At 65.9% G+C, this 19,801-nt stretch carries 19 protein-coding genes; 3 read left to right on the top strand and 16 right to left on the bottom strand.

Annotation, left to right across the window (positions count from 1 at the left end):
• Positions 1-140: 140 nt before the first annotated feature.
• The 16 genes from ACQR1D_RS20460 to ACQR1D_RS20385 all read right to left on the bottom strand — a co-directional run bounded on the left by ACQR1D_RS20460 (position 141) and on the right by ACQR1D_RS20385 (position 17,418).
• Positions 141-431, bottom strand: coding sequence for a HypC/HybG/HupF family hydrogenase formation chaperone (locus tag ACQR1D_RS20460; protein ID WP_434839337.1), 291 nt, complete (start codon positions 429-431; stop codon positions 141-143).
• A gap of 22 nt (positions 432-453) precedes the next feature.
• Positions 454-1,041 (bottom strand): HyaD/HybD family hydrogenase maturation endopeptidase, encoded by a 588-nt coding sequence (locus ACQR1D_RS20455; protein WP_315802063.1) that lies wholly within the window; start codon positions 1,039-1,041, stop codon positions 454-456.
• 13 nt (positions 1,042-1,054) lie between these two features.
• Positions 1,055-1,798 (bottom strand): Ni/Fe-hydrogenase, b-type cytochrome subunit, encoded by a 744-nt coding sequence (gene cybH / locus ACQR1D_RS20450; RefSeq protein ID WP_315802062.1) that lies wholly within the window; start codon positions 1,796-1,798, stop codon positions 1,055-1,057.
• 16 nt (positions 1,799-1,814) lie between these two features.
• Positions 1,815-3,605 (bottom strand): nickel-dependent hydrogenase large subunit, encoded by a 1,791-nt coding sequence (locus ACQR1D_RS20445; RefSeq protein ID WP_315802061.1) that lies wholly within the window; start codon positions 3,603-3,605, stop codon positions 1,815-1,817.
• A gap of 21 nt (positions 3,606-3,626) precedes the next feature.
• On the bottom strand, positions 3,627-4,730 hold the full coding sequence (locus ACQR1D_RS20440) for a hydrogenase small subunit (protein ID WP_315802060.1): 1,104 nt from the start codon (positions 4,728-4,730) through the stop codon (positions 3,627-3,629).
• Positions 4,731-4,964: 234 nt separating this feature from the next.
• Positions 4,965-6,404, bottom strand: a complete 1,440-nt coding sequence (locus ACQR1D_RS20435; RefSeq protein ID WP_315802059.1) for a nickel-dependent hydrogenase large subunit — start codon at positions 6,402-6,404, stop codon at positions 4,965-4,967.
• Positions 6,401-7,417, bottom strand: coding sequence for a HupU protein (locus ACQR1D_RS20430; protein WP_434873204.1), 1,017 nt, complete (start codon positions 7,415-7,417; stop codon positions 6,401-6,403). The genes ACQR1D_RS20435 and ACQR1D_RS20430 overlap by 4 nt, the downstream gene beginning before the upstream one ends.
• A gap of 23 nt (positions 7,418-7,440) precedes the next feature.
• Positions 7,441-8,538: a HoxN/HupN/NixA family nickel/cobalt transporter gene (locus tag ACQR1D_RS20425; RefSeq protein WP_434893994.1), complete on the bottom strand. Its 1,098-nt coding sequence runs from the start codon at positions 8,536-8,538 to the stop codon at positions 7,441-7,443.
• A gap of 167 nt (positions 8,539-8,705) precedes the next feature.
• The gene (locus ACQR1D_RS20420; RefSeq protein ID WP_434839340.1) at positions 8,706-10,022 is read right to left on the bottom strand and encodes a trypsin-like serine protease; all 1,317 of its coding nucleotides are present in this window, start codon (positions 10,020-10,022) and stop codon (positions 8,706-8,708) included.
• A 147-nt stretch (positions 10,023-10,169) separates the two neighbouring features.
• Positions 10,170-10,877, bottom strand: coding sequence for a phosphate regulon transcriptional regulator PhoB (gene phoB / locus ACQR1D_RS20415; protein WP_315754964.1), 708 nt, complete (start codon positions 10,875-10,877; stop codon positions 10,170-10,172).
• A 16-nt stretch (positions 10,878-10,893) separates the two neighbouring features.
• On the bottom strand, positions 10,894-11,610 hold the full coding sequence (gene phoU, locus ACQR1D_RS20410) for a phosphate signaling complex protein PhoU (RefSeq protein WP_315713504.1): 717 nt from the start codon (positions 11,608-11,610) through the stop codon (positions 10,894-10,896).
• Between the two features lie 30 nt (positions 11,611-11,640).
• Positions 11,641-12,465, bottom strand: coding sequence for a phosphate ABC transporter ATP-binding protein PstB (gene pstB / locus ACQR1D_RS20405; RefSeq protein ID WP_315802055.1), 825 nt, complete (start codon positions 12,463-12,465; stop codon positions 11,641-11,643).
• A complete protein-coding gene (gene pstA / locus ACQR1D_RS20400; protein ID WP_434839341.1) occupies positions 12,462-13,343 on the bottom strand; it encodes a phosphate ABC transporter permease PstA in 882 nt (293 codons plus the stop codon). The genes pstB and pstA overlap by 4 nt, the downstream gene beginning before the upstream one ends.
• Positions 13,344-13,346: 3 nt before the next feature.
• Positions 13,347-14,345 (bottom strand): phosphate ABC transporter permease subunit PstC, encoded by a 999-nt coding sequence (gene pstC, locus ACQR1D_RS20395; RefSeq protein WP_315802053.1) that lies wholly within the window; start codon positions 14,343-14,345, stop codon positions 13,347-13,349.
• A gap of 97 nt (positions 14,346-14,442) precedes the next feature.
• Positions 14,443-15,453: a phosphate ABC transporter substrate-binding protein PstS gene (gene pstS, locus ACQR1D_RS20390; protein WP_315802052.1), complete on the bottom strand. Its 1,011-nt coding sequence runs from the start codon at positions 15,451-15,453 to the stop codon at positions 14,443-14,445.
• 1,035 nt (positions 15,454-16,488) lie between these two features.
• The gene (locus ACQR1D_RS20385) at positions 16,489-17,418 is read right to left on the bottom strand and encodes a LysR family transcriptional regulator (RefSeq protein ID WP_316217771.1); all 930 of its coding nucleotides are present in this window, start codon (positions 17,416-17,418) and stop codon (positions 16,489-16,491) included.
• Positions 17,419-17,535: 117 nt separating this feature from the next.
• Here ACQR1D_RS20385 and ACQR1D_RS20380 point away from each other — a divergent pair, with 117 nt between their 5' ends.
• The 3 genes from ACQR1D_RS20380 (at position 17,536) to ACQR1D_RS20370 (ending at position 19,749) form a co-directional block, all read left to right on the top strand.
• Complete coding sequence (locus ACQR1D_RS20380) at positions 17,536-17,862, top strand: Dabb family protein (RefSeq protein WP_315802050.1); 327 nt, start codon at positions 17,536-17,538, stop codon at positions 17,860-17,862.
• Between the two features lie 89 nt (positions 17,863-17,951).
• Positions 17,952-18,851, top strand: a complete 900-nt coding sequence (locus tag ACQR1D_RS20375; protein WP_434893993.1) for an NAD(P)-dependent oxidoreductase — start codon at positions 17,952-17,954, stop codon at positions 18,849-18,851.
• Between the two features lie 13 nt (positions 18,852-18,864).
• A complete protein-coding gene (locus ACQR1D_RS20370) occupies positions 18,865-19,749 on the top strand; it encodes an intradiol ring-cleavage dioxygenase (RefSeq protein ID WP_315802048.1) in 885 nt (294 codons plus the stop codon).
• Positions 19,750-19,801 lie beyond the last annotated feature (52 nt).

The following is a 19,801-nucleotide window of genomic DNA, read 5'->3' as shown; positions in this document are numbered from 1 at the left end:
TGAAACATATTCGGTTTTTATTGCAACTAAGGATTGCGCAAGAAATCGGAAAGGTGCTTTCCAGACAAAGCCTGCAAACTTACTTCATCTATGGAAATTTTGTTATCAGCAATCCGGCGCTGCCCGAGGGCATCACGCCGCTACCGCAAATGCTCCGGCAGCTCCGGCTCGCGCCCGATCAGATCCGCGAAGAAGTCATCGCAATTCTCGCCGTTCACGGCCGCCTGCAGGCCGCGCAGCGCCTCACCGATCAGCCGCGCTTCTTCGTCATCGAGCAGGCGAACGGCGTTGTCGATATAGACGAGCACCTTGGCCCCCACCGGCGGGCTCGACAGCAACAGCACCGAGACGCGGCGCTCCTCGCCGTCGAAGCTGCACAGTGCCGAGACGCCATCGGTCTCGAGGATTGTCATCGGCAGGCCAAGACACATGGCGGATTTCCTCGCGGCGCGGTCACTCGGCCGGGCGCGCCCGCAGCTCGTAGCTGTGATGGTCGATGTCGTTCGCAAGCAGGCGTTCGTCGCCGGCGAGCGGTTCACGCCGCGGCACGGCGGGTGCGCCCCATTCCGCCAGCAGGGCGCAGGCCAGCTCGATCGACGGCCCGATCTGCGCGAGGACAGGCGCGGTCAGCGGCCCGCCCCAATCCTCGAGGTCGAGCGGCTGGCAGCCGATCAGCGCAAGCCGTTGCGGATAACGGCCGAGCAGGTCGGCCGCGCTCAGCACTTCCTGGAAGCCCGTCTGGTGCAGGCTCATCTTCTTGGCGCCGGTGAAGCGCGGCACCTCGTCGTCCCGGACGAGCTTGAGCTCGCCCGGCACGAGGCCGTAGTCGATGGCGTCGAACACGATCAGACTGTCGGCTTCCTCGACATAGTTGACGAGGTAGAGCCCCTGCGTGCCGCCATCGAGGATCGTGACGTTGTCGGGCACGGTGAAGCGGCGGTGGAATTCCTCCACCACCCGCACACCGAAGCCTTCGTCAGCCCAGAGAATGTTGCCGATCCCGAGCACCAGAATGCGGTCGCGCCCGCGCTCATCGACCATGCCGGCCCTCCTGTCAGTCGCGGAACTGCCGCTCGCCCGAGATCATCGAGGAGATGATGCTCTGGCGCGACATGATGTCTTCGCGAATGGCAGCATAGACGTGCACCATCACGAAGGTGACCAGCGCCCACATCCCGAGATGATGCCAGGTATGGACGTCCTGGCTGTTCGGCCAGATGGCGAATACCCAGCCGAACAGCTTGTGCTGCCAGCTGTCGATCCCGGTGCCTTCCGAATAGAGCGCAAAGCCGGTGACGATCATGAAGGTCACGAACAGCGTGAAGCCGGTGAACATCGCCGTCTGCGCCAGCGGATTGTGGCCGACATACATCTTCGGCTCACGCTCCAGGAACGCGTACCAGCGGATCTCGTGCAGCACCTCCTTCCAAAATTGCTTGCGATGCACCGGAATGTAGAAGATCTGCCGGGAGTGGTGGTTGCCGACGAAAGCCCAGAAGATGCGGGCGAGGAAGAACACCGCCAGCACCTGTCCGGCCGCGAAATGGGCAAAGCGGATGTAGCCCATCACGAAATTCGCCGACGCCTCCCCCGACACCGTCGGCAGCGGTGATCCGATCAGATAGCCGGTGATCATCAGAACGATGATCGCGAACGCGTTGACCCAGTGGCAGATGCGCACGGGCGCTTCGTAGACATAGACCGTGGGCCGGCCGACCGCATGCTCGCCGGCGGCGTCGGCTGCGATCGCGGCGATGTCCGTCCCCGACTCGGGCGGGCGTGCAACTGCATCCATCATGACCCTGCTCCCCGTGCTACCTGACCTTGACCTTGGCCAGCTCCTGGCCATCCGGACTCATGACGTGCGTCGAGCAGGCCAGGCACGGATCGAAGGAATGGATCGTGCGCAGGATCTCCAGCGGCTGCTCGGGATTGGCCATCGGGGTGTTCATCAGCGACGCCTCGAAGGCGCCGATGTTGCCCTTGGGATCCCTCGGCGAGCCGTTCCAGGTCGTCGGCACGACGCACTGGTAGTTGTCGATCTTGGTGTCCTTGATCTTGATCCAGTGCGCGAGCGCGCCGCGCGGCGCCTCGGTGAAGCCGACGCCCTTGGCCTCCTTCGGCCAGCTCTCCGGCTTCCATTTGTCGACATTCGCCGTCGAGCTGTCGCCGGCCTTGATGTTGGCGATCAGCTTGTCCTGGAAGTAGCGCATCTGCCGTCCGGCCCAGACCGATTCCAGCGCACGCGCCGCAGTGCGGCCGAGCGTCGAGAACAGCGCCGTCAGAGGCAGGTCGAGATCCTTCAGGAACTTGTCGACCGGGTCCTTGAACTCCGCCTTGTTCTGCGCATAGCCGACGACCCAGCGTGCGAGCGGCCCGACCTCCATGGCGTGGCCGCGCCAACGCGGCGCCTTGATCCAGGAATATTTGCCGCCCTCGTCGAGCTCCTTGATGTCGGTCTTGGTGCCCTTCGCGTTGGGGCCAAGCACGTAGTTCGGCTCGGTGATGCCGTCCCAGGGATGCAGCCCCTTGGTCTCGTCGGGATATTTGTACCAGGAGTGAACCACGAACTCCTGGATCTCGTCCGGATTGGCATGATCGACCGGAAACACCTCCGACAGATTGCCGTTGATGATCGCACCGCGCGGCAGCTTCAGGCTCTTGGCCGAGTAGTCGTTGGCATGCTCGGGCACGTCGCCATAGGCGAGCACGCTCTTGCCGGACAGGCCGCCGCCGTAGAGCCAGTCCTTGTAGAACGAGCCGATCGCGGCCACGTCGGGAAGATAGACCAGCTCGTTGAACTCGATCAGGCGATCGATGATCGACGAGACGAGATTCAGCCGCTCGATGTTGATGGCGCCGACCGCGCCGGTGCCGTCGATGTTGATCGGACACGGCACGCCGCCCACCAGCCAGTTCGGATGTGGATTCTTGCCGCCGAAGATGGTGTGGATCTTGACGATCTCCTTCTGGAAATCGAGTGCCTCCAGATAGTGTGCCACGGCCATCAGATTGGCCTCAGGCGGCAGCTTGTAGGCCTTGCTGCCCCAATAGCCGTTCTTGAACGGACCGAGCTGGCCGGACTCGACGAACTTCTTGAGACGGGTCTGCAGGTCCCTGAAATAGCCGGGCGACGACAGCGGCCAGCTCGAGATCGACTGCGCCAAGGTCGACGTCGCCTTTGGATCGGCCGAGAGCGCCGAGACCACGTCGACCCAGTCCAATGCGTGCAGATGATAGAAGTGCACGACGTGGTCGTGCACCTGCAGCGCAAGCTGCATGAGGTTACGAATGGAGTTGGCATTCTCCGGAATGGTGATGCCGAGCGCGTTCTCGACCGCGCGCACCGATGTGAGCGCGTGCGTTCCGGTGCAGACGCCGCAGATCCGCTCGGTGAAGGCCCAGGCGTCGCGCGGATCGCGGTTCCTGAGGATCACCTCGATACCGCGCCACATCGTGCCGGTGGAGACCGCATTGCGGATCACGTTGTCGGAATCGACGTTGACCTCGACCCGCATGTGTCCCTCGATGCGGGTGACCGGATCGACGACGATGCGCTTGCCGGAATTGTCGAGATTGAAGCCGTTGGGAGTCTGGATGCCCATCGTTGCCTGTCCTGAATTCGATCAATGATCTTGCTTGGCGTTTTCCTTGGCGTCGTCGCGTTTGGTCGCGAGACGCTTGACCGCCGTGACCGCCGCATGCGCTGCGACCGCCGCACCTACCGTGCCCGCGGCCACCATGCCGACCTGGTCGGCGTTGTGCTCGATGCCGAACTGCTTGATGTTGGTGAGGCGGTCGTAGAACGAGCCCTTGTCCCAGAAGCCGTCCTCCGAGCAGCCGATGCAGCCATGACCCGACTGGATCGGGAACGATACGCCGCCATTCCATCGCACCGTCGAGCAGGCGTTGTAGGTGGTGGGGCCCTTGCAGCCCATCTTGTAGAGGCAGTAGCCCTTGCGCGCCGCCTCGTCGTCCCACTCCTCGACGAACTGGCCGGCGTCGAAATGCGGCCGGCGATAGCACTTGTCGTGGATGCGCTGTGAGTAGAACATCTTCGGCCGGCCCTGGCGGTCGAGCTCTGGCAGCTTGCCGAAGGTGGTGATGAAGGTGACGACGCCGGTCATGACCTCGGCGATCGGCGGGCAGCCCGGCACCTTGATGATCGGCTTGTTGGTGATGACCTTGTCGATCGGCGTCGCCTGCGTCGGATTCGGCTTCGCCGCCTGCACGCAGCCCCAGGAGGCGCAAGCGCCCCAGGCGATGATCGCCATCGCGTCCTCGGCCATCATCTTCAGCTTCTCGACGAACGGCTTGCCGCCGTCGATGCAGAACATGCCACCTTCGTTCAGCGGCGGATTGCCCTCGACCGCGAGAATGTATTGTCCCTTGTACTTCGCGCGCGTCTCTTCGAGGATGGCCTCGGCCTGGTGGCCGGCCGCCGCCATGATGGTGTCGTCATAGTCGAGCGAGATCATCGACAGCACGGCATCCTTCACCAGCGGATGCGCCGAGCGGATGAAGCTCTCCGAGCAGCAGGTGCATTCGAGCCCGTGCATCCAGATGACCGGCGTGCGCGGCTTGGTCTCCAGCGCATTGGCGATGCGGCTCGCCGCGACCGGCCCGAGCCCGAGGCTCGTCGCCGTCAGGCTGCAGAATTTGTGAAAGCTGCGCCGCGTGATGCCCTGACGCCGGATGACGCTGTAAAAAGTTTCCGTTGCCGCGCCCATGAGTCCTCCCCCTGATATCGCGTTGGCGATCGTGTGATCGCGTTCTGGCGAGAAGGACAGCAAGATGCGGGCCAGCATCATCCCTGGATTTGAATCATAATGATTCCAGATGCTTGAAGCAGTGAGGCCGCAGCGGCTAAGGCTTCGACAGCGGATCGCGCGCGATAATCGGAAATCACGCGCTTTGCACCGACAAGCTTGTTTCCGCTTGCTGCCTGCCTGTGTGCAGCGCGCTCAATGCGCCGTGCAGACCATGCACGGATCGAACGACCGCACGACGTGCTGGATGCCGACCGCACGAGCGCCGGCATCGCCGACCTCGGTGCCGACCAGCGCCTGTTCGAGCGGACCGGCTATCCCATCCGCGTCGCGCGGAGAGAAATTCCAGCTGGTCGGCGCGATGATCTGATAGCGCTCGATGCGGCCGGAGCGCACCGCGAGCCAGTGGCCCAGGCTGCCGCGCGCAGCTTCCACGAGCCCGACGAAATTGCCGTCGGCCGTACTGGCGCTGTTGTCGCAGAACGGCTCGTTGAGACGCAGTGCCTTGATCCAATGCTCGATCGCCAGCGCGAGGCGCGCGGTCTCGATCAGCCGGGCGATGACACGATTGCGGACATTGCTGCGACCGCCCGCGAGCAGCGCGGAGATCAACGGCTGACCGTCGATGGCCTGCCTTGCGAGAGCGCCGACCTCGACCGGTTCTCCCGCAAGCCGCGGCGCCTTGCACCAACTATAGGCGTCGGGCTTGTCGGCGTCGGGCTCGGTCCGGCTCTCGGCCGGATCGAGCGAGGTCGCACGCATCCAGGCGTGCGACACGTCCTCCGTGATCCGATTCGACGGCAGCGCTTCGGTCGTTCCATCGCGGGTGCGAAGCCCGGCGCGGAAGTGCGCACTGTCAGATTCGTGATAAGCGCCGAAACTCATCAGCAGGCCGGAGCCCGGGCCAAGATGCGCCAGATCGAGCGCGTCGGCGATGCGCAGGAAATGCGCGAAGTCGCCGGCGCGGCCCTCGCGCCAACGGTCGAGCTCGTCCGACGTCGACAAGGCGAGCACATTCTCCAGCCTGTCGGCAAACACGGCGCGTTCAAGAAAACCGCGAAACGACGCCGCGATCGCGTTGAGGCGCACGCGCTCGCCGAGCTCGATCGCGCGCGTGGTCCCGCCCGGCTGGAAGGCGAGACTGTGCGGCCATTTGCCGGCGATCAGGCCCATGATCTCGAGCAGCCGCGCGCGCGCCGGCAACGCTTCGCGAGCCGCGCTGCCCTTCGTCGCCGCGAAACGCTCGGCCGCAGCCGAATGCCAGGCGTGCGCGACGTAGGCGTCGCGGGCGAAGTCCGGCATGAAGAAGATGTAGAAATGCGTCAGATGGTCCGCCGCGTTCTCGGCCGCATGGGCGATGTTGGCCGCGAGGATGCCGTTTGGCGCTGCCGCAATGCCCATGGCCTGGCGCAACGCGGCGGCGGCGGCGATCGATTGCGACACCGAGCAGATGCCGCAGATTCGCGGTGCGATCACCAGCGCGTCCAGCGGCGGCCGCCCCTCCAGGATCTGCTCGAAGCCGCGATAGAGCGGCGCCGTCACTTCCGCCCTGGTGACGCGGCCGCTCTCGATATCGAGCCTGACCTCGAGGTCGCCTTCGACACGATTGAACGGCCCGACCGTGATCCGCGTCATGGACGGCGCTTGTCACTGGGCCGGCCAGGCGGCACCACGACATGATCCGCCGTCGCATTGACCCGCACGCGGCGCGGCGTGGCCGATTTCGACAGCGCGGCAAGCGCCACGAACCAGGCTTTCGGCATGTCGGTCGGAAGGCCTACGGGAATGCCCGCGAGCTTCGCCGTCTCCAGATAGTTCTGCGTGCTCTCGAAGCCCGGCGAGGTGCAGGCGATGCAGGCGTACCCGCCCTTGGTGCAGGAGCCGCCGCCATTCCAGGAGCGCTGATTGCAATCGCCGACCGCCTGCGTCGCGCGGCAACCGAGATGCTCCATCAGGCAGCCGCGCTCCGACATCGTCTCAGCGCTCGCCTTGAACTCGTAGAACTCATTGCGTGAGCAGCCGTGATGAGCCAAGTGATTGGCGATGAAGGTCGGACGTCCCACTGCGTCGAGGCCGTCTGCCGTCAGATCGCCCGAGGTGAGCGCCAGCAGGCTTTCCATCATCCAGCCCGGATGCGGCGCGCAGCCTGCGACGTTGATCACCGGCAGCCCGCGTTTCGAGCGGAATCCCGCGCCGAGCGCGCCGCCGATGTCACTGCCCTCGAACTGCAATCCGACCGCGTCGGTCGGGTTGATACCGGCAGCAGGAATGCCGCCATAGGCCGCGCAGCTGCCGACGGCGACGACGTAGTCGGCCAGCGGCGCCAGATCGAGCAGCCAGTGATAGATCGAGCGGTTGGTGCCGGCGAGCATGTTGAAGCGGCCGGTCTGACCAGGTCCGCGCGCCACCGAGCCTTCGAGCACCAGCAGATCGAGCCGCTCGCGACCGTCGCGGATCGCCTCCAGTAGCTCCACGACCTCGTCTCCGGTCTGCTCGCTGACGGAGGGATGCCAGATGAGGTCAATGCCGGACTGGCGCAGCTCATCGAACCAGCCGGACGCACCGCTTTCCAGGATCGACATCGTGCAGCCGCCGCAGCTCGCGCCCTGCAGCCACAGCATCCTGGTCATTTCGTCCGAGCCGGCCATCATTCGTACCCGCGCGCTCGATCCTATTTCGCCCTCGGGTTTAGCGCCCCGGCGCGAACGCTGGCAAGCTCCTCACCCGGCGCATCCTCGGAACCGCCCGGACGGCGGCCAAGCAGCATGGCACCCGCCCAGATCAGGCCGAACAGTCCGATGGCGACGATCCCGAGGTTGGCGAGATCATCGCCAAGCGCGGTGACGACCTCGGCCCATCCGCCGGTGAAGCCAAGCCGGGGCGTCAGCAGCGCGACCGCCTCGACGCCGCCGATCACCAGCGCGATCGCGACCGAGGCGCCGGTGATGACCAGATTGTAGCGCCGCTTGCGCGCGGGATCCGTGAGCGCCCAGCGATAGGCGCCGGCCATCAGCATGCTGTCGGCGGTGTCGACGGTGGCCATCGCCGCGGCGAACAGCGCCGGGAATACGAGCACATGCGCCAGGCTCGCCCCGCGCGCCGCCTCGGTCGCCGACAGGCTGAGCAGCCCGATTTCGCTGGCGGTGTCGAAGCCGAGGCCGAACAGGAAGCCGAGCGGGTACATGTGCCAGGCGCGGGACACGACGCGGAGCACCGGCCGCAGCAGACGAATGAGCAGGCCCCGCCCGGCGCTACCGGCGGCATCCATGTCGGAATGGGGGTGGGATGGGCGGCGCCAGAGGTTCACGAACAGCACCAGATTCGCGAAGGCGATCAGCAGCAGGAAGCCTGCGGAGACCGAGGTGCCGATGGTGCCGCCGATCGCACGGATGGCGCTGTCCTCACTCAACAGATCTGCGCCGGCCACCAGGCTCACCACGATGGTGGCGATGACGACGACGCTGGAATGGCCGAGCGCAAAATAGAGGCCGGCGGCGCGCGGGGCGCGACCGTCCTGCACGAGCTTCCGCACCACATTGTCGATCGCCGCGATGTGGTCCGCATCGACGGCATGGCGCAGTCCGAGCAACCAGGCCAGCATCGCGGTGCCGACGATGGCGGGCCGGTCGGCGTAGAGCGCGAATGCCCAGGCCCAGGCCACCGCATTGGCCGCGACCAGCCCAGCGACGAGCGCAACGGTCCTGCCGGGCTGCGACCGCCACCACAGCAGCCGCGGGGCACGAGGATGATCAATTGGAACAATCGTCATACTCGAACTATAGCAAGAGCCAGGCCAGTTCGGTAAAGCCCCGCTGCAGGCGAAAGCTACAGGAAAAAATCGGCTGCACTTGCCGGATCGCCCGCTCGCTTGGCAACCCGCTATCCAGTCGCGCACAGATCGTGACCAGCGGCGGGACCTCTCTCGTCCCCTCCCCCTCACCGCGCCGAGGCACTCTGCGCCGCAATCTCGCGCCGCACGACGGCCTCGAACTGGCTTGCGGGCGCGGCGAACATCAGCCGGGTCTCCTCGTGGAACGCCGAGAAGATGCCGACAACGGTCGGCTGCCCGCCGACCTCGGCCAGGATCGGCGAGCCCGAATAGCCGAAATTGGCGAGGCAATGCACCGTCAGCAGCCGGGCATCGCTGGTCATGCCGGCGCTGCAATTGCGCTGGCCGGTCGGCGAATAGCGGCGCTCCTGGCCGTAGCCGATCTCGGAGATGGTTCCGGCTGATGTCGCAGCCTGCAGTTCCTCGCGCGTCAGCGCCTTGACCGCGACCGGCTTCGACGGCAGCGCATCCTTCAGCACGATCAGCGCCCAATCGGCGGGCGAGCGGTCGAGCGACCATCTGTCGTGCCGGGTCGGGACGAAGTCCGGCGCCACGATCAGCTTGTCGGCGACCGACGATGCCGCCGGCGTGCCCCTGTTCATGCCGGCCAGGAAGCGGACATTGCCGGGGCTGACCTGCGCGACGCCGTTGAACACGCAATGCGCGGCGGTGAGCACGACGCGCGGCGCGACCAGAGTGCCGGTGCACCAGCCGCCGGTCGAGTATTGCGCGACGGTGACGACGCCGATCGACGACGCCGGCCACGAGGTGGGATCGACGACCTCGCCGATGTGGCGGTCGAGCCCGAGCAGTTGCTCCGGACGCGGAGCGGCGACGCCCGCCTCCGCCGATTCCGGCTTCGGCCGCCAGGCCGCAATGGCGCTCTGGGCCTGGACGCGCTGCGGCTCGGTCAGCTTGACCCTCTGCACGTCGCGGCCGGCCGATCGCACGCCGCTGCGACCCGCCATCACCAGCCAGGCGTAGCCCTGCACGACGTCCTGCTTCACGCCGCGACCGTCGAGCAGCATCAGGCCCAGCATGTATTGCGACTGGGCGAAGCCCTGCGCTGCCGCGCGGCTGAACCAGCGGCCGGCTTCGCCATAATTGCTCGCGACACCTTCGCCGTTGACATAGGCGATGCCGAGATAATGCTGGGCGACGGCGAGGCCCTGATCGGCGGCCTTGCGATACCACGCCAGCGCCTCGGCGGGGTTGCGCGGTTGGCCCCAGCCGAAGGCCTCCATGAAGCCGACGTCGAACTGCGCCCGCGCATCGCCCTTGGCGGCCAGCGGCAGCAGGCGGCGCATCGCCGCGGCGTGCTGTCCGTTTCCCGCCGCGGCGACCGCGTCTTCGAGCTCGGCGGCCGCGGCGCCCGCCGCGCTGCCGAGCAGCACGGCTAGAGATATGATGATGATCTTGATCAAGGGCGTCCGCTGGGACCGAAACATCGTGACGGGCCACGAAGCAGACACGATCAAGACGGCGGCGGCGTGGCCGAAAGCGGACCGCGATCTCCTCAATCGGGCCCCCTCGCGCCTCACACCTGCTTCATCCTCACGCCCGATCGCCCCTTACACCTGCTCGCTCTTGGCGAAGCGATCATCGAGCGCATAGCCGGCGCCGCGCACGGTGCGGATCGGGTCCTGCTCGCGGCCCGGATTGAGCAGCTTGCGCAGGCGGCCGATATGGACGTCGACCGTGCGCTCGTCGATATAGATGTCGCGGCCCCAGACGCTGTCGAGCAGCTGCTCACGGCTGAACACGCGGCCGGGATGCTCCAGGAAAAACTCGAGCAGGCGGTATTCGGTCGGGCCGAGATCGATCGGCCGTCCCGAGCGCGCCACGCGGCGCTTCTCGCGGTCGAGCTCGATGTCGCCATAGGACAGCACGGTCGCCAGCCGCTCCGGGCTCGCCCGCCGCAGCAGGCCCTTCACGCGCGCCAGCAGCTCCGGCACCGAGAACGGCTTGACGATGTAGTCGTCGGCGCCGGTCGCGAGGCCGCGCACGCGCTCGCTCTCCTCGCCGCGCGCGGTGAGCATGATGATCGGCAATTGCCGGGTCTCGGACCGCGCCCGCAGGCGGCGGCACAGCTCGATGCCGGACAGGCCCGGCAGCATCCAGTCGAGCACGACGAGATCGGGAACGCGCTCCTTCAGCCGTGTGTCGGCCTCGTCTCCGCGCGCCACCGTCTCGACCTCGTAGCCTTCGGCCTCGAGGTTGTAGCGCAGGAGCGTCGTCAGCGCCTCCTCGTCCTCCACCACCAGAATTCGGGCGCCCATGTCAGAACCGTCTCTCTCAGTTGCCGGGGATCGTCGATGCGAAGCTCGTCATGTCGCCCTTCGGGCGCTTGTCCATGATCTGCTGGCCTTCGATCATATAGAAGACGGTCTCCGCGATGTTGGTCGCGTGATCGCCGATGCGCTCGATGTTCTTGGCGCAGAACATCAGATGGATGCAGAACGAGATGTTGCGCGGATCCTCCATCATGTAGGTCAGGAGTTCGCGGAACAGCGAGGTGCAGATGGCGTCGACCTCCTCGTCGCCCTTCCACACCGTCATCGCCGCCGGCAAATCGTGCGCGGCATAGGCGTCCAGCACCGTCTTGACCTGCGACTGCACCAGGTCGGTCATGTGCTCGAGCCCGCGGATCAGCTTGAGCGGATGGAAGTCGCTCTCCAGCGCCGCGACGCGCTTGCCGATGTTCTTGGCGAGATCGCCGATGCGCTCCAGATCGGTGGCGACCCGCATCGCACCGACGATCTCGCGCAGGTCGACCGCCATCGGCTGTCGCCGGGCGATGGTAAGAACGGCGCGCTCCTCGATGATGCGCTGCAGCTTGTCGACCTCGGCGTCGGTGGCGACCACCTTCTGGCCGAGTGCGATGTCGCGCCGCACCAGCGCATCGACGGAATCGACGATCAGACGCTCGGCGAGGCCGCCCATTTCCGACACCAGCCGGGTGAGATCCTGCAGATCGCTGTCGAACGCCTTGGCGGTATGTTCACTGGCCATGATGATCTCCTGAAGTCAATGTCGTCGGCGTCAGCCGAACCGGCCGGTGATGTAATCCTGGGTCCGCCGATCGCTCGGCGAGGTGAAGATCTTGCTGGTGTCGTCGAACTCGATCAGCTCGCCGAGATACATGAAGGCGGTCTTGTCGGAGACGCGCGCCGCCTGCTGCATGTTATGCGTCACGATGGCGATCGTATAGTTTTCGGCGAGCTCCTGGATCAGCTCCTCGACCTTGGCGGTCGAGATCGGATCGAGCGCCGAGCACGGCTCGTCGAACAGGATCACCTCCGGCCGGACCGCCACGGTGCGCGCAATGCACAGCCGCTGCTGCTGGCCGCCTGACAGCGACAGGCCCGAAGCGTTGAGCTTGTCCTTGACCTCGTTCCACAACGCGCCGCCGCGCAGTGCCTTCTCGACCCGGTCGTCCATCTCCGACTTGGAGATCTTCTCATACAGCCGGATGCCGAAGGCGATGTTCTCGTAGATCGTCATCGGGAACGGCGTCGGCTTCTGGAACACCATGCCGACACGGGCACGCAGCAGGTTGAGGTCGAGCTTGGGATCGAGGATGTTGGTGTTGTCCAGCATGAGCTGGCCAACGGCGCGCTGGCCCGGGTAGAGATCGTACATCCGGTTGAAGATGCGCAGCAGGGTCGACTTGCCGCAGCCGGACGGGCCGATGAACGCGGTGACGCGGTTGGTCCCCAGCGACAGGTTGATGTTCTTCAGCGCGTGGTGATCGCCGTAATAGAAGTTCAGGTTGCGCGCGGTCACCTTGGCGGGGGCTTCCGGCAAAACCTTGCCGTTCAGCGCGGCGGGATTGGGCTGGCTGACGGATACGGACAGGTCGGTCATTTTGCGTTCCTCTCGGCGCCGAGAATGCGTGCACTGACATTCAGGGCGAGCACGGCCAGAGTGATCAGAAGGGCTCCGCTCCAGGCCAGCTGCTTCCAATAGGCATAGGGGCTCTGGACGAAGTTGTTGATGGTGACGGGCAGGTTGGCCATCGTCTTGGAGAGGCTGAGGCTCCAGAACTGGTTCGACAGCGCAGTGAACAGCAAGGGCGCGGTCTCGCCGGCGACGCGGGCGGTGGCCAGCAGCACGCCGGTGATCAGGCCCGAGCGCGCCGCGCGATAGGCGATGCGCCGGATCACCAGCGATCGCGGCAGGCCGAGCGCCGAGGCCGCCTCACGCAGCGGGTTGGGCACCAGCAGCAGCATGTCCTCGGTGGTGCGCAGCACCACGGGGATGACAATGACCGCCAGCGCCAGCGAGCCTGCGAGCGCCGAGAAGCCGCCCATCGGCACCACGACAGCGCCATAGATGAACAGGCCGATGATGATCGAGGGCGCCGACAGCAGGATGTCGTTGATGAAGCGGATCACCGAGGTCAGGCGGTCGTTGCGGCCGTACTCGGCCAGATAGGTGCCGGCGAACAGGCCGAGCGGCGCGCCGATGCCGACGCCGATGACCGTCATGATCAGAGAGCCGACGATGGCATTGCGCAGGCCGCCTTCGCTCGAGCCCGGCGGCGGGGTGTCGGCGGAAAACACTTGCAGGCTGAGGCCGGCGAGGCCGTTATAGAACAGCGTGAACAGGATCAGCGCCAGCCAGGTGACGCCGAACAGCGCGGCGGCGACGCAGAGGCCGCGGATCACGATGTCCCTGCGGCGTCGGCGCGCATAGATCGGATTGACCGGCGTATCGGCGGTGAGCGAATCTGCGCTGGACATGGCTTATTTTCCCGCCTTTGCTTGGAGCCGCATGAGCATCAGGCGCGCGCTCGCCAGCACGAAGAAGGTGAGCACGAAGAGCAGCAGGCCGAGTAGGATCAGGCTCGACTGGTGCAGGCCGTCGCTCTCCTGGAACTCAGAGGCAATGGCGGCCGAGATCGTGGTGCCCGGCGCGAAGATCGACGATGAGATCCGGAACGAGTTGCCGATGATGAAGGTCACCGCCATCGTTTCGCCGAGCGCACGACCCAGCGCCAGCATGACGCCGCCGATGACGCCGACACGGGTGTAGGGAATGACGACGCTGCGCACGACCTCCCAGGTGGTGCAGCCGACCCCGTAGGCCGCTTCCTTCAGCACCGGCGGGACGGTCTTGAACACGTCGACCGAGATCGAGGTGATGAAGGGCAGCACCATGATCGCCAGGATCAGCGAGGCGTTGAACAGACTGAGATAGGACGGCGGACCGGCGAAGATGTCCTGCAGCACCGGGATGCCGGAGCAGAGATTGATCATGAACGGCTGGAACGTGTAGGCCAGGAACGGGCCCAGAACGAAGAAGCCCCACATGCCGTAGATGATCGAGGGAATGCCGGCGAGCAGCTCGATCGCAATGCCGATCGGACGGCGCAGCCATTGCGGGCACAGCTCGGTGAGGAAGATCGCAATGCCGAGACCCACCGGAATCGCGATCAGCATCGCGATGAAGGACGTGACCAGGGTGCCGTAGATCGGGCCGAGCGCCCCGAGCACCGGCGGATCGGCCGACGGCGCCCAGCGCCGCGTCCACAGGAATTCGAAGCCGTAGGCCTTCATCGCCGGCCAGGCGCCGATGATGAGAGAGATGATGATGCCGCCGAGGATCAACAGGACCGAGATCGCGGCGAGCCGAGTGATCCAGTAAAAGGTGACGTCGCCAAGCTTGAAGGCACTGAGCGCGCGCGCCCGGTCGTAGGGCCCGGCAGCAGCCGCGATGTCGCCGACTTCGGTCTGAACCGCCATCTCTGCCAATTCCGCCCCCTGTTCCTTGGACACGCCTCAACCCCGGTAGCACCCCTCCCCCGGCGGCCGGGAGAGGGGAATTTTCGATACGTCCAGCTCAGCTCTTGATGTCGGCAGACCAGGTCTTCTCGATCAGCTTCACGACGCTGTCAGGCATCGGGATGTAGTCGAGCTCCTCGGCCATCTTGCCACCCTTCTCGAACGACCACTTGAAGAACTTGATCGCCTCGGCGGACGCGGCCTTGTCGGTCGGCTCCTTGTGCATCAGGATGAAGGTCGCAGCCGTCATCGGCCAGGACTTGTCGCCGGGCTGGTTGGCGAGAATCACGTAGTAGCCGGGGGCCTTGGTCCAATCGGCATTCGCGGCGGCGGCCTGGAAGGCCTCGACGGTCGGCTGCACGGTCTTGCCGGCCTTGTTCACCATGGCCGTGTAGGTCAGCTTGTTCTGCTTGGCATAGGCGTACTCGACATAGCCGATCGAGTTCTTGGTCTGGCCGATGTTGCCGGACACGCCTTCGTTGCCCTTGGCGCCGACGCCGACCGGCCACTCGACCGCGGTGTTGAAGCCGATCTTGCTCTTCCAGTCGGCGCTCGCCTCGGAGAGATAATAGGTGAAGTTGAAGGTCGTGCCCGAGCCGTCGGAGCGGCGGACGACAGCGATCGCATCGGACGGCAGCTTGACGCTGGGGTTGAGCTTCTTGATCGCGGCGTCATCCCACTTGGTGATCTTGCCGAGATAGATGTTGGCGAGCGTCTCGCCGTCCAGCACCATCTCGCCCGGCTTCACGCCCTCGAGGTTGACGACCGGCACGATGCCGCCCATCACCATCGGCCACTGTACCAGGCCGTCCTTCTCGAGCTGCTCGGCCTTGAGCGGCGCGTCGGTGGCGCCGAAGGTCACGGTCTTGGCCTGGATCTGCTTGATGCCGCCGCCGGAGCCGATCGACTGGTAGTTCAGACCGTTGCCGGTCTCCTTCTTGTAGGCGTCGGCCCACTTGGAATAGATCGGGAACGGGAACGTCGCGCCCGCACCGGTGATGTCGGCAGCGAACGCCGACGTCGATGCGGCGACCAAGCCGGCAGCGACGATAGCTTTGACGAAATTCATAGCTGGTCTCCATGCTCGGGAAGCGAAGCGCCATCTGCGCCCGATTGCGCTTCCCCGGCCGCTTTACGGGGCCTCAGTGTGGCTTTTATAAAGGTTCGATGACAGTCGGATGACAGTCACAAGCCGTTGATAATTCTTGATATTTAGAATTTGACCCGAGTTTTTACGGAGCGCGGGCGGGGTTTCATGCGGGCCTCCGCCCCTCGCCGTTTGCGAGCACTGCTCAACGAGATTGGAGGACCCGGCGATGCCGCGCGCAACCTCATCGACCCCATGCGGCCGCTGCGCCCGACGTGGAAGTTGCCACAAGGGGCCGCCAAATCATCGGTGTCGTTCCAGGCAAGGTCGGCGACGGGAAGCGGTGACGGCCGCCGACCCGGGACCCACTCTGCAGCGGTTCTGGCTTGGCGGCCGGTCCATCATCGTGCCTCGAACTCCTCCCTGGGGTTATGGATCCCGGATCTGCGCGCGCTTTGCGCGCTTGTCCGGGACGACAGCGGAAAGGTTGGTTGGCCGCTCCGCCGCCTCATGACACGCGTCATCGCGCCCCACGGCACACCGTGCCCGAGGTGATGCATCGATCATATCGCCCTGAAACGAGAGGGCGCGAGGAAGGCCGGACCTCGGCTGAGGCCCGTGGCCCGCCTGCTCAAAAGAATGCAGGCGGCAGGTACCACAGGTACAGCCGGACAGACCCGGCCTTCCCCGCGCGATGGCTTTACGGTGTCCTTCGTGCTCTCCCTGGGGATCGGCTTTCTTGCCCCCATCGCCCGCGTGTGCCGTCAGGCAACCACCGCAGACTTGACCTCAGCGTCGAGAGGCCAGGACCACACGACTTCGCCGTCCGTGCCAACCGCGCTCGTCTGGCGCAGCCGTCACGTCCATCGCAGCCCACCTCAACGTATCGTGACGACGCGTACGTCCCTCTGCTCGAGGCGGGTTGCACGCAAGAGAACATGATTTCAGAAAAATAGCAAGCTATTTATTTTTTTCGGAACACCCCCTCCCCCCCCCCCCCGCACGCGGGGCATCGGCTCAATCCGGCTTCGGCGGCTCGATCCAGATCCCAGGGTCGGAATGGGTCCGGATGTGGTCGACGAGGAAATCGGCGAACACCCTGATCTTGGCCGGCAGCCTGACGCGGTTCTGGTAGGCAATGTTCATCGTCAGGAGCGGCAGCTCCCAGTCGAGCAGGACCGGCACCAGCCGGCCGGCCAGGATGTCGCCCTGCACGATGTAGAGCGGCTGAATCAGGATGCCGAGCCCGGCCAGCGCCGCGCCCCTGATCACCTGGCCGTCATTGCTGTCGAGCGTCGGCGCGATCCGGATGCTCTGGGCCGTCGTTCCGTTGCGCAGGGACAGGGAATAGGGATCGTTGGCAAGGTTGTAGATCAGCATGTCGTGGCGCACGAGATCGGCGGGAACGACGGGGCGGCCGCGGCTGGCGAGATAGGACGGCGCCGCCGCCAGCACACGCCGCATCTGCCCGATGCGGCGGACGACGATGCCCGAGTCCGGCTCATGCTCGCGGGTGCGGATCGCGACGTCGATGCCCGCCTCGATGAAATCCGGATAGCGGTTGGCGGCGATGATCTGCAGGTTCAGCTTCGGATACATCGCGCGGAACGCCGGCAGCATCGGCGCGAGATAGATCGTCGCGAACGACAGCGAGCTGGTGACGCGCAGCATGCCCTGCGGCGACAGCGCGCGGTCGCTGACGGCGTCCTCGGCCTCGGCCAGCTCGTTGAGCAGCGTGCCACAGCGCTGCAGCAGCTCCTGCCCGGCTTCGGTCAGCCAGAGACGGCGGGTGTTGCGCTCGATCAGGCGCACCGCGAGCCGCTCCTCCAGCGCGCTGAGATGCCGGCTCGCCGCTGCGTTGGACATCCGCAAGGACTCGGCGGCCTTGGACAGGCTGCCCAGCTCCGCCGTCCTGGAAAACACTTCGAGCTGGAGCAGACGGTCCATTGTTGCACCGAATTGTTACGCTGAGCGGAAAACAGAGTTACAATTTTTGGGCTTTATTTCCATTTCCTGCAAGGCAAAATCGCCCGACAAGAACAAGGCACAGGTGAGGACGCACGAATGACGGGGCCGATCAGGCACATCGTGATGTGGCGGCTGCGCGCCGAGACGGCCGCCGAGCGCGCCGCAGCCCGGCTCAAGGTCAAGACCCTGTTCGAGGGCCTCAAGGGCCGGATCGACGGCCTCACCCACATCGAGGTTGGTCTCGATGTCAGCGACGTCGACTACGCCTGCGACGTCGTCCTGTTCTCCGAATTCGCCAGCAGTGCCGCGCTGCACGCCTATGCCTCGCACCCCGAGCACCTGCGCGTGCGCGAGGAGCTCGGCGACATCAGGATCGGCCGCTTCCAGGTCGACTATCCCATCGCTGCGGCGACCGGCGCGTGACCGGGGCGTTCATCTTCGACGGCCTGCCCGGCCGCCCCCTGCCCGGCTCCAGACCACATGGCAGATCAAGCCAATGACGGACGGCATCGATGCCCCTTCCTGACCAACGCCTCGCCTTCATCGGCATCGGCAAGATCGGCCTGCCGATCGCGGCGCGGCTCGCCAAGGCCGGCTATGACGTCACGGCGTTCGATCCCAACGCCGAGCGGCTCTGCGAGGCGCGCGCGCTCGGCATCGTCGCTGCAACATCCGCGACGGAGGCGGCGCGTGAACATGCGGTGGTCATCGCGTCCCTGCCCGACGACACCGCGCTGCGCGCGGCGATGCTCGGCGACGGCGGAGTGATCGCGGCCATGGCACCGGGCGCGATCCTGATCGAGACCAGCACCGTGGGCGTCGACGCCTCGAGCGCAGTCGCCGCGGCCGCCGGCGCGCGCGATGTCGCTTATCTGCGCACGCCGATCTCCGGCAATGCCAGCATCGCCCACACCGGCGAGCTGACCTGCTTCGTGTCCGGGCCGAAAGCGGCCTTCGCGCGGATCACGCCGCTGCTGCAGGCTTTCACGCGCGCGCAGACTTATCTCGGCGCGGCCGAAGAGGCGCGCTATGCCAAGCTCGCCGTCAACCTGATGATCGCGACGACCGCGGCGATGATGGCCGAGAGCCTGGCGCTGGCGCGCAAGGGCGGCATCGCCTGGCCGGACATCCTGCAGGTGCTGCACGACAGCGCGGTCGCCTCGCCGATGGTGAAGTACAAGACCGCGCCGCTGCTGGCGCGCGACTTTGCCGCGACGTTCTCCTGCGCGCAGATGGCCAAGGATCTCGATCTCATTCTCGGCGCCGGTCACGCCGTCGGCGTGCCGCTGCAGCTCGCGGCGCAGGTCCGCGAGACCTATGCCGCGCTGATCGCGCAGGGCGAGGCCACGACCGATTTCCTTGCCACTGTCCGTCATGTCGAACGGCTGTCCGGGCTCGGCGAGCCCGTCTGAAAGGAGCCGCCTCGTGCGCAACTTCAACGAGACCACGATCACGGATGCCGTGCTCGACCGCCTGGCGGGCGCGAGCGATGCGCGCATCAAGCAGGTCAGCGAGGCGCTGGTGCGCCATCTCCATGCCTTCGTGCGCGAGGTCCGTCCGACCCAGCAGGAATGGGAGTTCGGCATCGACTTCCTCACCCGCACCGGCCGGATGTGCGACGACAAGCGCCAGGAATTCATCCTGCTGTCGGACACGCTCGGCGTCTCCATGCTGGTCGACGCCATCAATCATCCCGTGCCGGAAGGCGCCACCGAGACCACCGTGCTCGGCCCGTTCTTCGTCCAGGCCGCGCCGGAGCGCGCCAATGGCGACGACATCGCGGGGCCGATGAAGGGCGATCCGCTGCTCGTCACCGGCTCGGTGTCGCGCACCGACGGCCGGCCGCTCGCTGGCGCCGTGGTCGACGTCTGGCACTCCGACGATGACGGCTATTACGACGTGCAGCGGCTCGAGCAGATCGGCGATCTCGCCATGCGCGCGCGCTTTCGCACCGATGCCGGCGGCCGCTTCCATTTCTGGTCGATCAAGCCCGCCGCCTATCCGATCCCCGATGACGGGCCGGTCGGCGACATGCTGGCGGCGCAGGGACGGCATCCGTGGCGGCCGGCGCATGTGCATTTCATGATCTCGGCGCCGGGCTTCGAGCGGCTGGTGACCCATGTGTTCGTCGCCGGCGACCAGTATCTCGATTCCGACGTCGTGTTCGGCGTCAAGGACAGCCTGATCCGCGACTTCACGCGCTGCCCGCCGGGCCGTGCGCCAGATGGCCGCATGGTGGCGGAGGGATATTTCCATCTCAACTACGACTTCGGCCTGAAAGCGCTTGCGGAGCGCGGCGATCGGGCTTGAGCTGAGCGGACGACAAGGACCGTCAAGAGTCCTGTCGTCGTCGAGGAAGCGG

The sequence above is a fragment of the Bradyrhizobium sp. HKCCYLRH2047 genome (assembly GCF_051168175.1).
Lineage (GTDB): Bacteria > Pseudomonadota > Alphaproteobacteria > Rhizobiales > Xanthobacteraceae > Bradyrhizobium.
Note: the sequence above shows the minus strand (reverse complement) of the source record. Positions and strands in the feature narration are given on the sequence as shown.

Excerpts from the sequence above, each read along its gene's own strand:
- ACQR1D_RS20455 (WP_315802063.1), bottom strand. The coding sequence starts at position 1,041 with ATGGTCGATGAGCGCGGGCGCGACCGCATTCTGGTGCTCGGGATCGGC.
- ACQR1D_RS20435 (WP_315802059.1), bottom strand. The coding sequence starts at position 6,404 with ATGACGCGGATCACGGTCGGGCCGTTCAATCGTGTCGAAGGCGACCTC.
- ACQR1D_RS20440 (WP_315802060.1), bottom strand. The coding sequence starts at position 4,730 with ATGGGCGCGGCAACGGAAACTTTTTACAGCGTCATCCGGCGTCAGGGC.
- ACQR1D_RS20385 (WP_316217771.1), bottom strand. The coding sequence starts at position 17,418 with ATGGACCGTCTGCTCCAGCTCGAAGTGTTTTCCAGGACGGCGGAGCTG.
- ACQR1D_RS20425 (WP_434893994.1), bottom strand. The coding sequence starts at position 8,538 with ATGACGATTGTTCCAATTGATCATCCTCGTGCCCCGCGGCTGCTGTGG.
- ACQR1D_RS20460 (WP_434839337.1), bottom strand. The coding sequence starts at position 431 with ATGTGTCTTGGCCTGCCGATGACAATCCTCGAGACCGATGGCGTCTCG.
- phoU (WP_315713504.1), bottom strand. The coding sequence starts at position 11,610 with ATGGCCAGTGAACATACCGCCAAGGCGTTCGACAGCGATCTGCAGGAT.
- pstA (WP_434839341.1), bottom strand. The coding sequence starts at position 13,343 with ATGTCCAGCGCAGATTCGCTCACCGCCGATACGCCGGTCAATCCGATC.
- ACQR1D_RS20445 (WP_315802061.1), bottom strand. The coding sequence starts at position 3,605 with ATGGGCATCCAGACTCCCAACGGCTTCAATCTCGACAATTCCGGCAAG.
- pstB (WP_315802055.1), bottom strand. The coding sequence starts at position 12,465 with ATGACCGACCTGTCCGTATCCGTCAGCCAGCCCAATCCCGCCGCGCTG.
- ACQR1D_RS20380 (WP_315802050.1), top strand. The coding sequence starts at position 17,536 with ATGACGGGGCCGATCAGGCACATCGTGATGTGGCGGCTGCGCGCCGAG.
- pstS (WP_315802052.1), bottom strand. The coding sequence starts at position 15,453 with ATGAATTTCGTCAAAGCTATCGTCGCTGCCGGCTTGGTCGCCGCATCG.
- cybH (WP_315802062.1), bottom strand. The coding sequence starts at position 1,798 with ATGATGGATGCAGTTGCACGCCCGCCCGAGTCGGGGACGGACATCGCC.
- ACQR1D_RS20375 (WP_434893993.1), top strand. The coding sequence starts at position 17,952 with ATGCCCCTTCCTGACCAACGCCTCGCCTTCATCGGCATCGGCAAGATC.
- ACQR1D_RS20430 (WP_434873204.1), bottom strand. The coding sequence starts at position 7,417 with ATGGCCGGCTCGGACGAAATGACCAGGATGCTGTGGCTGCAGGGCGCG.
- pstC (WP_315802053.1), bottom strand. The coding sequence starts at position 14,345 with ATGGCGGTTCAGACCGAAGTCGGCGACATCGCGGCTGCTGCCGGGCCC.
- phoB (WP_315754964.1), bottom strand. The coding sequence starts at position 10,877 with ATGGGCGCCCGAATTCTGGTGGTGGAGGACGAGGAGGCGCTGACGACG.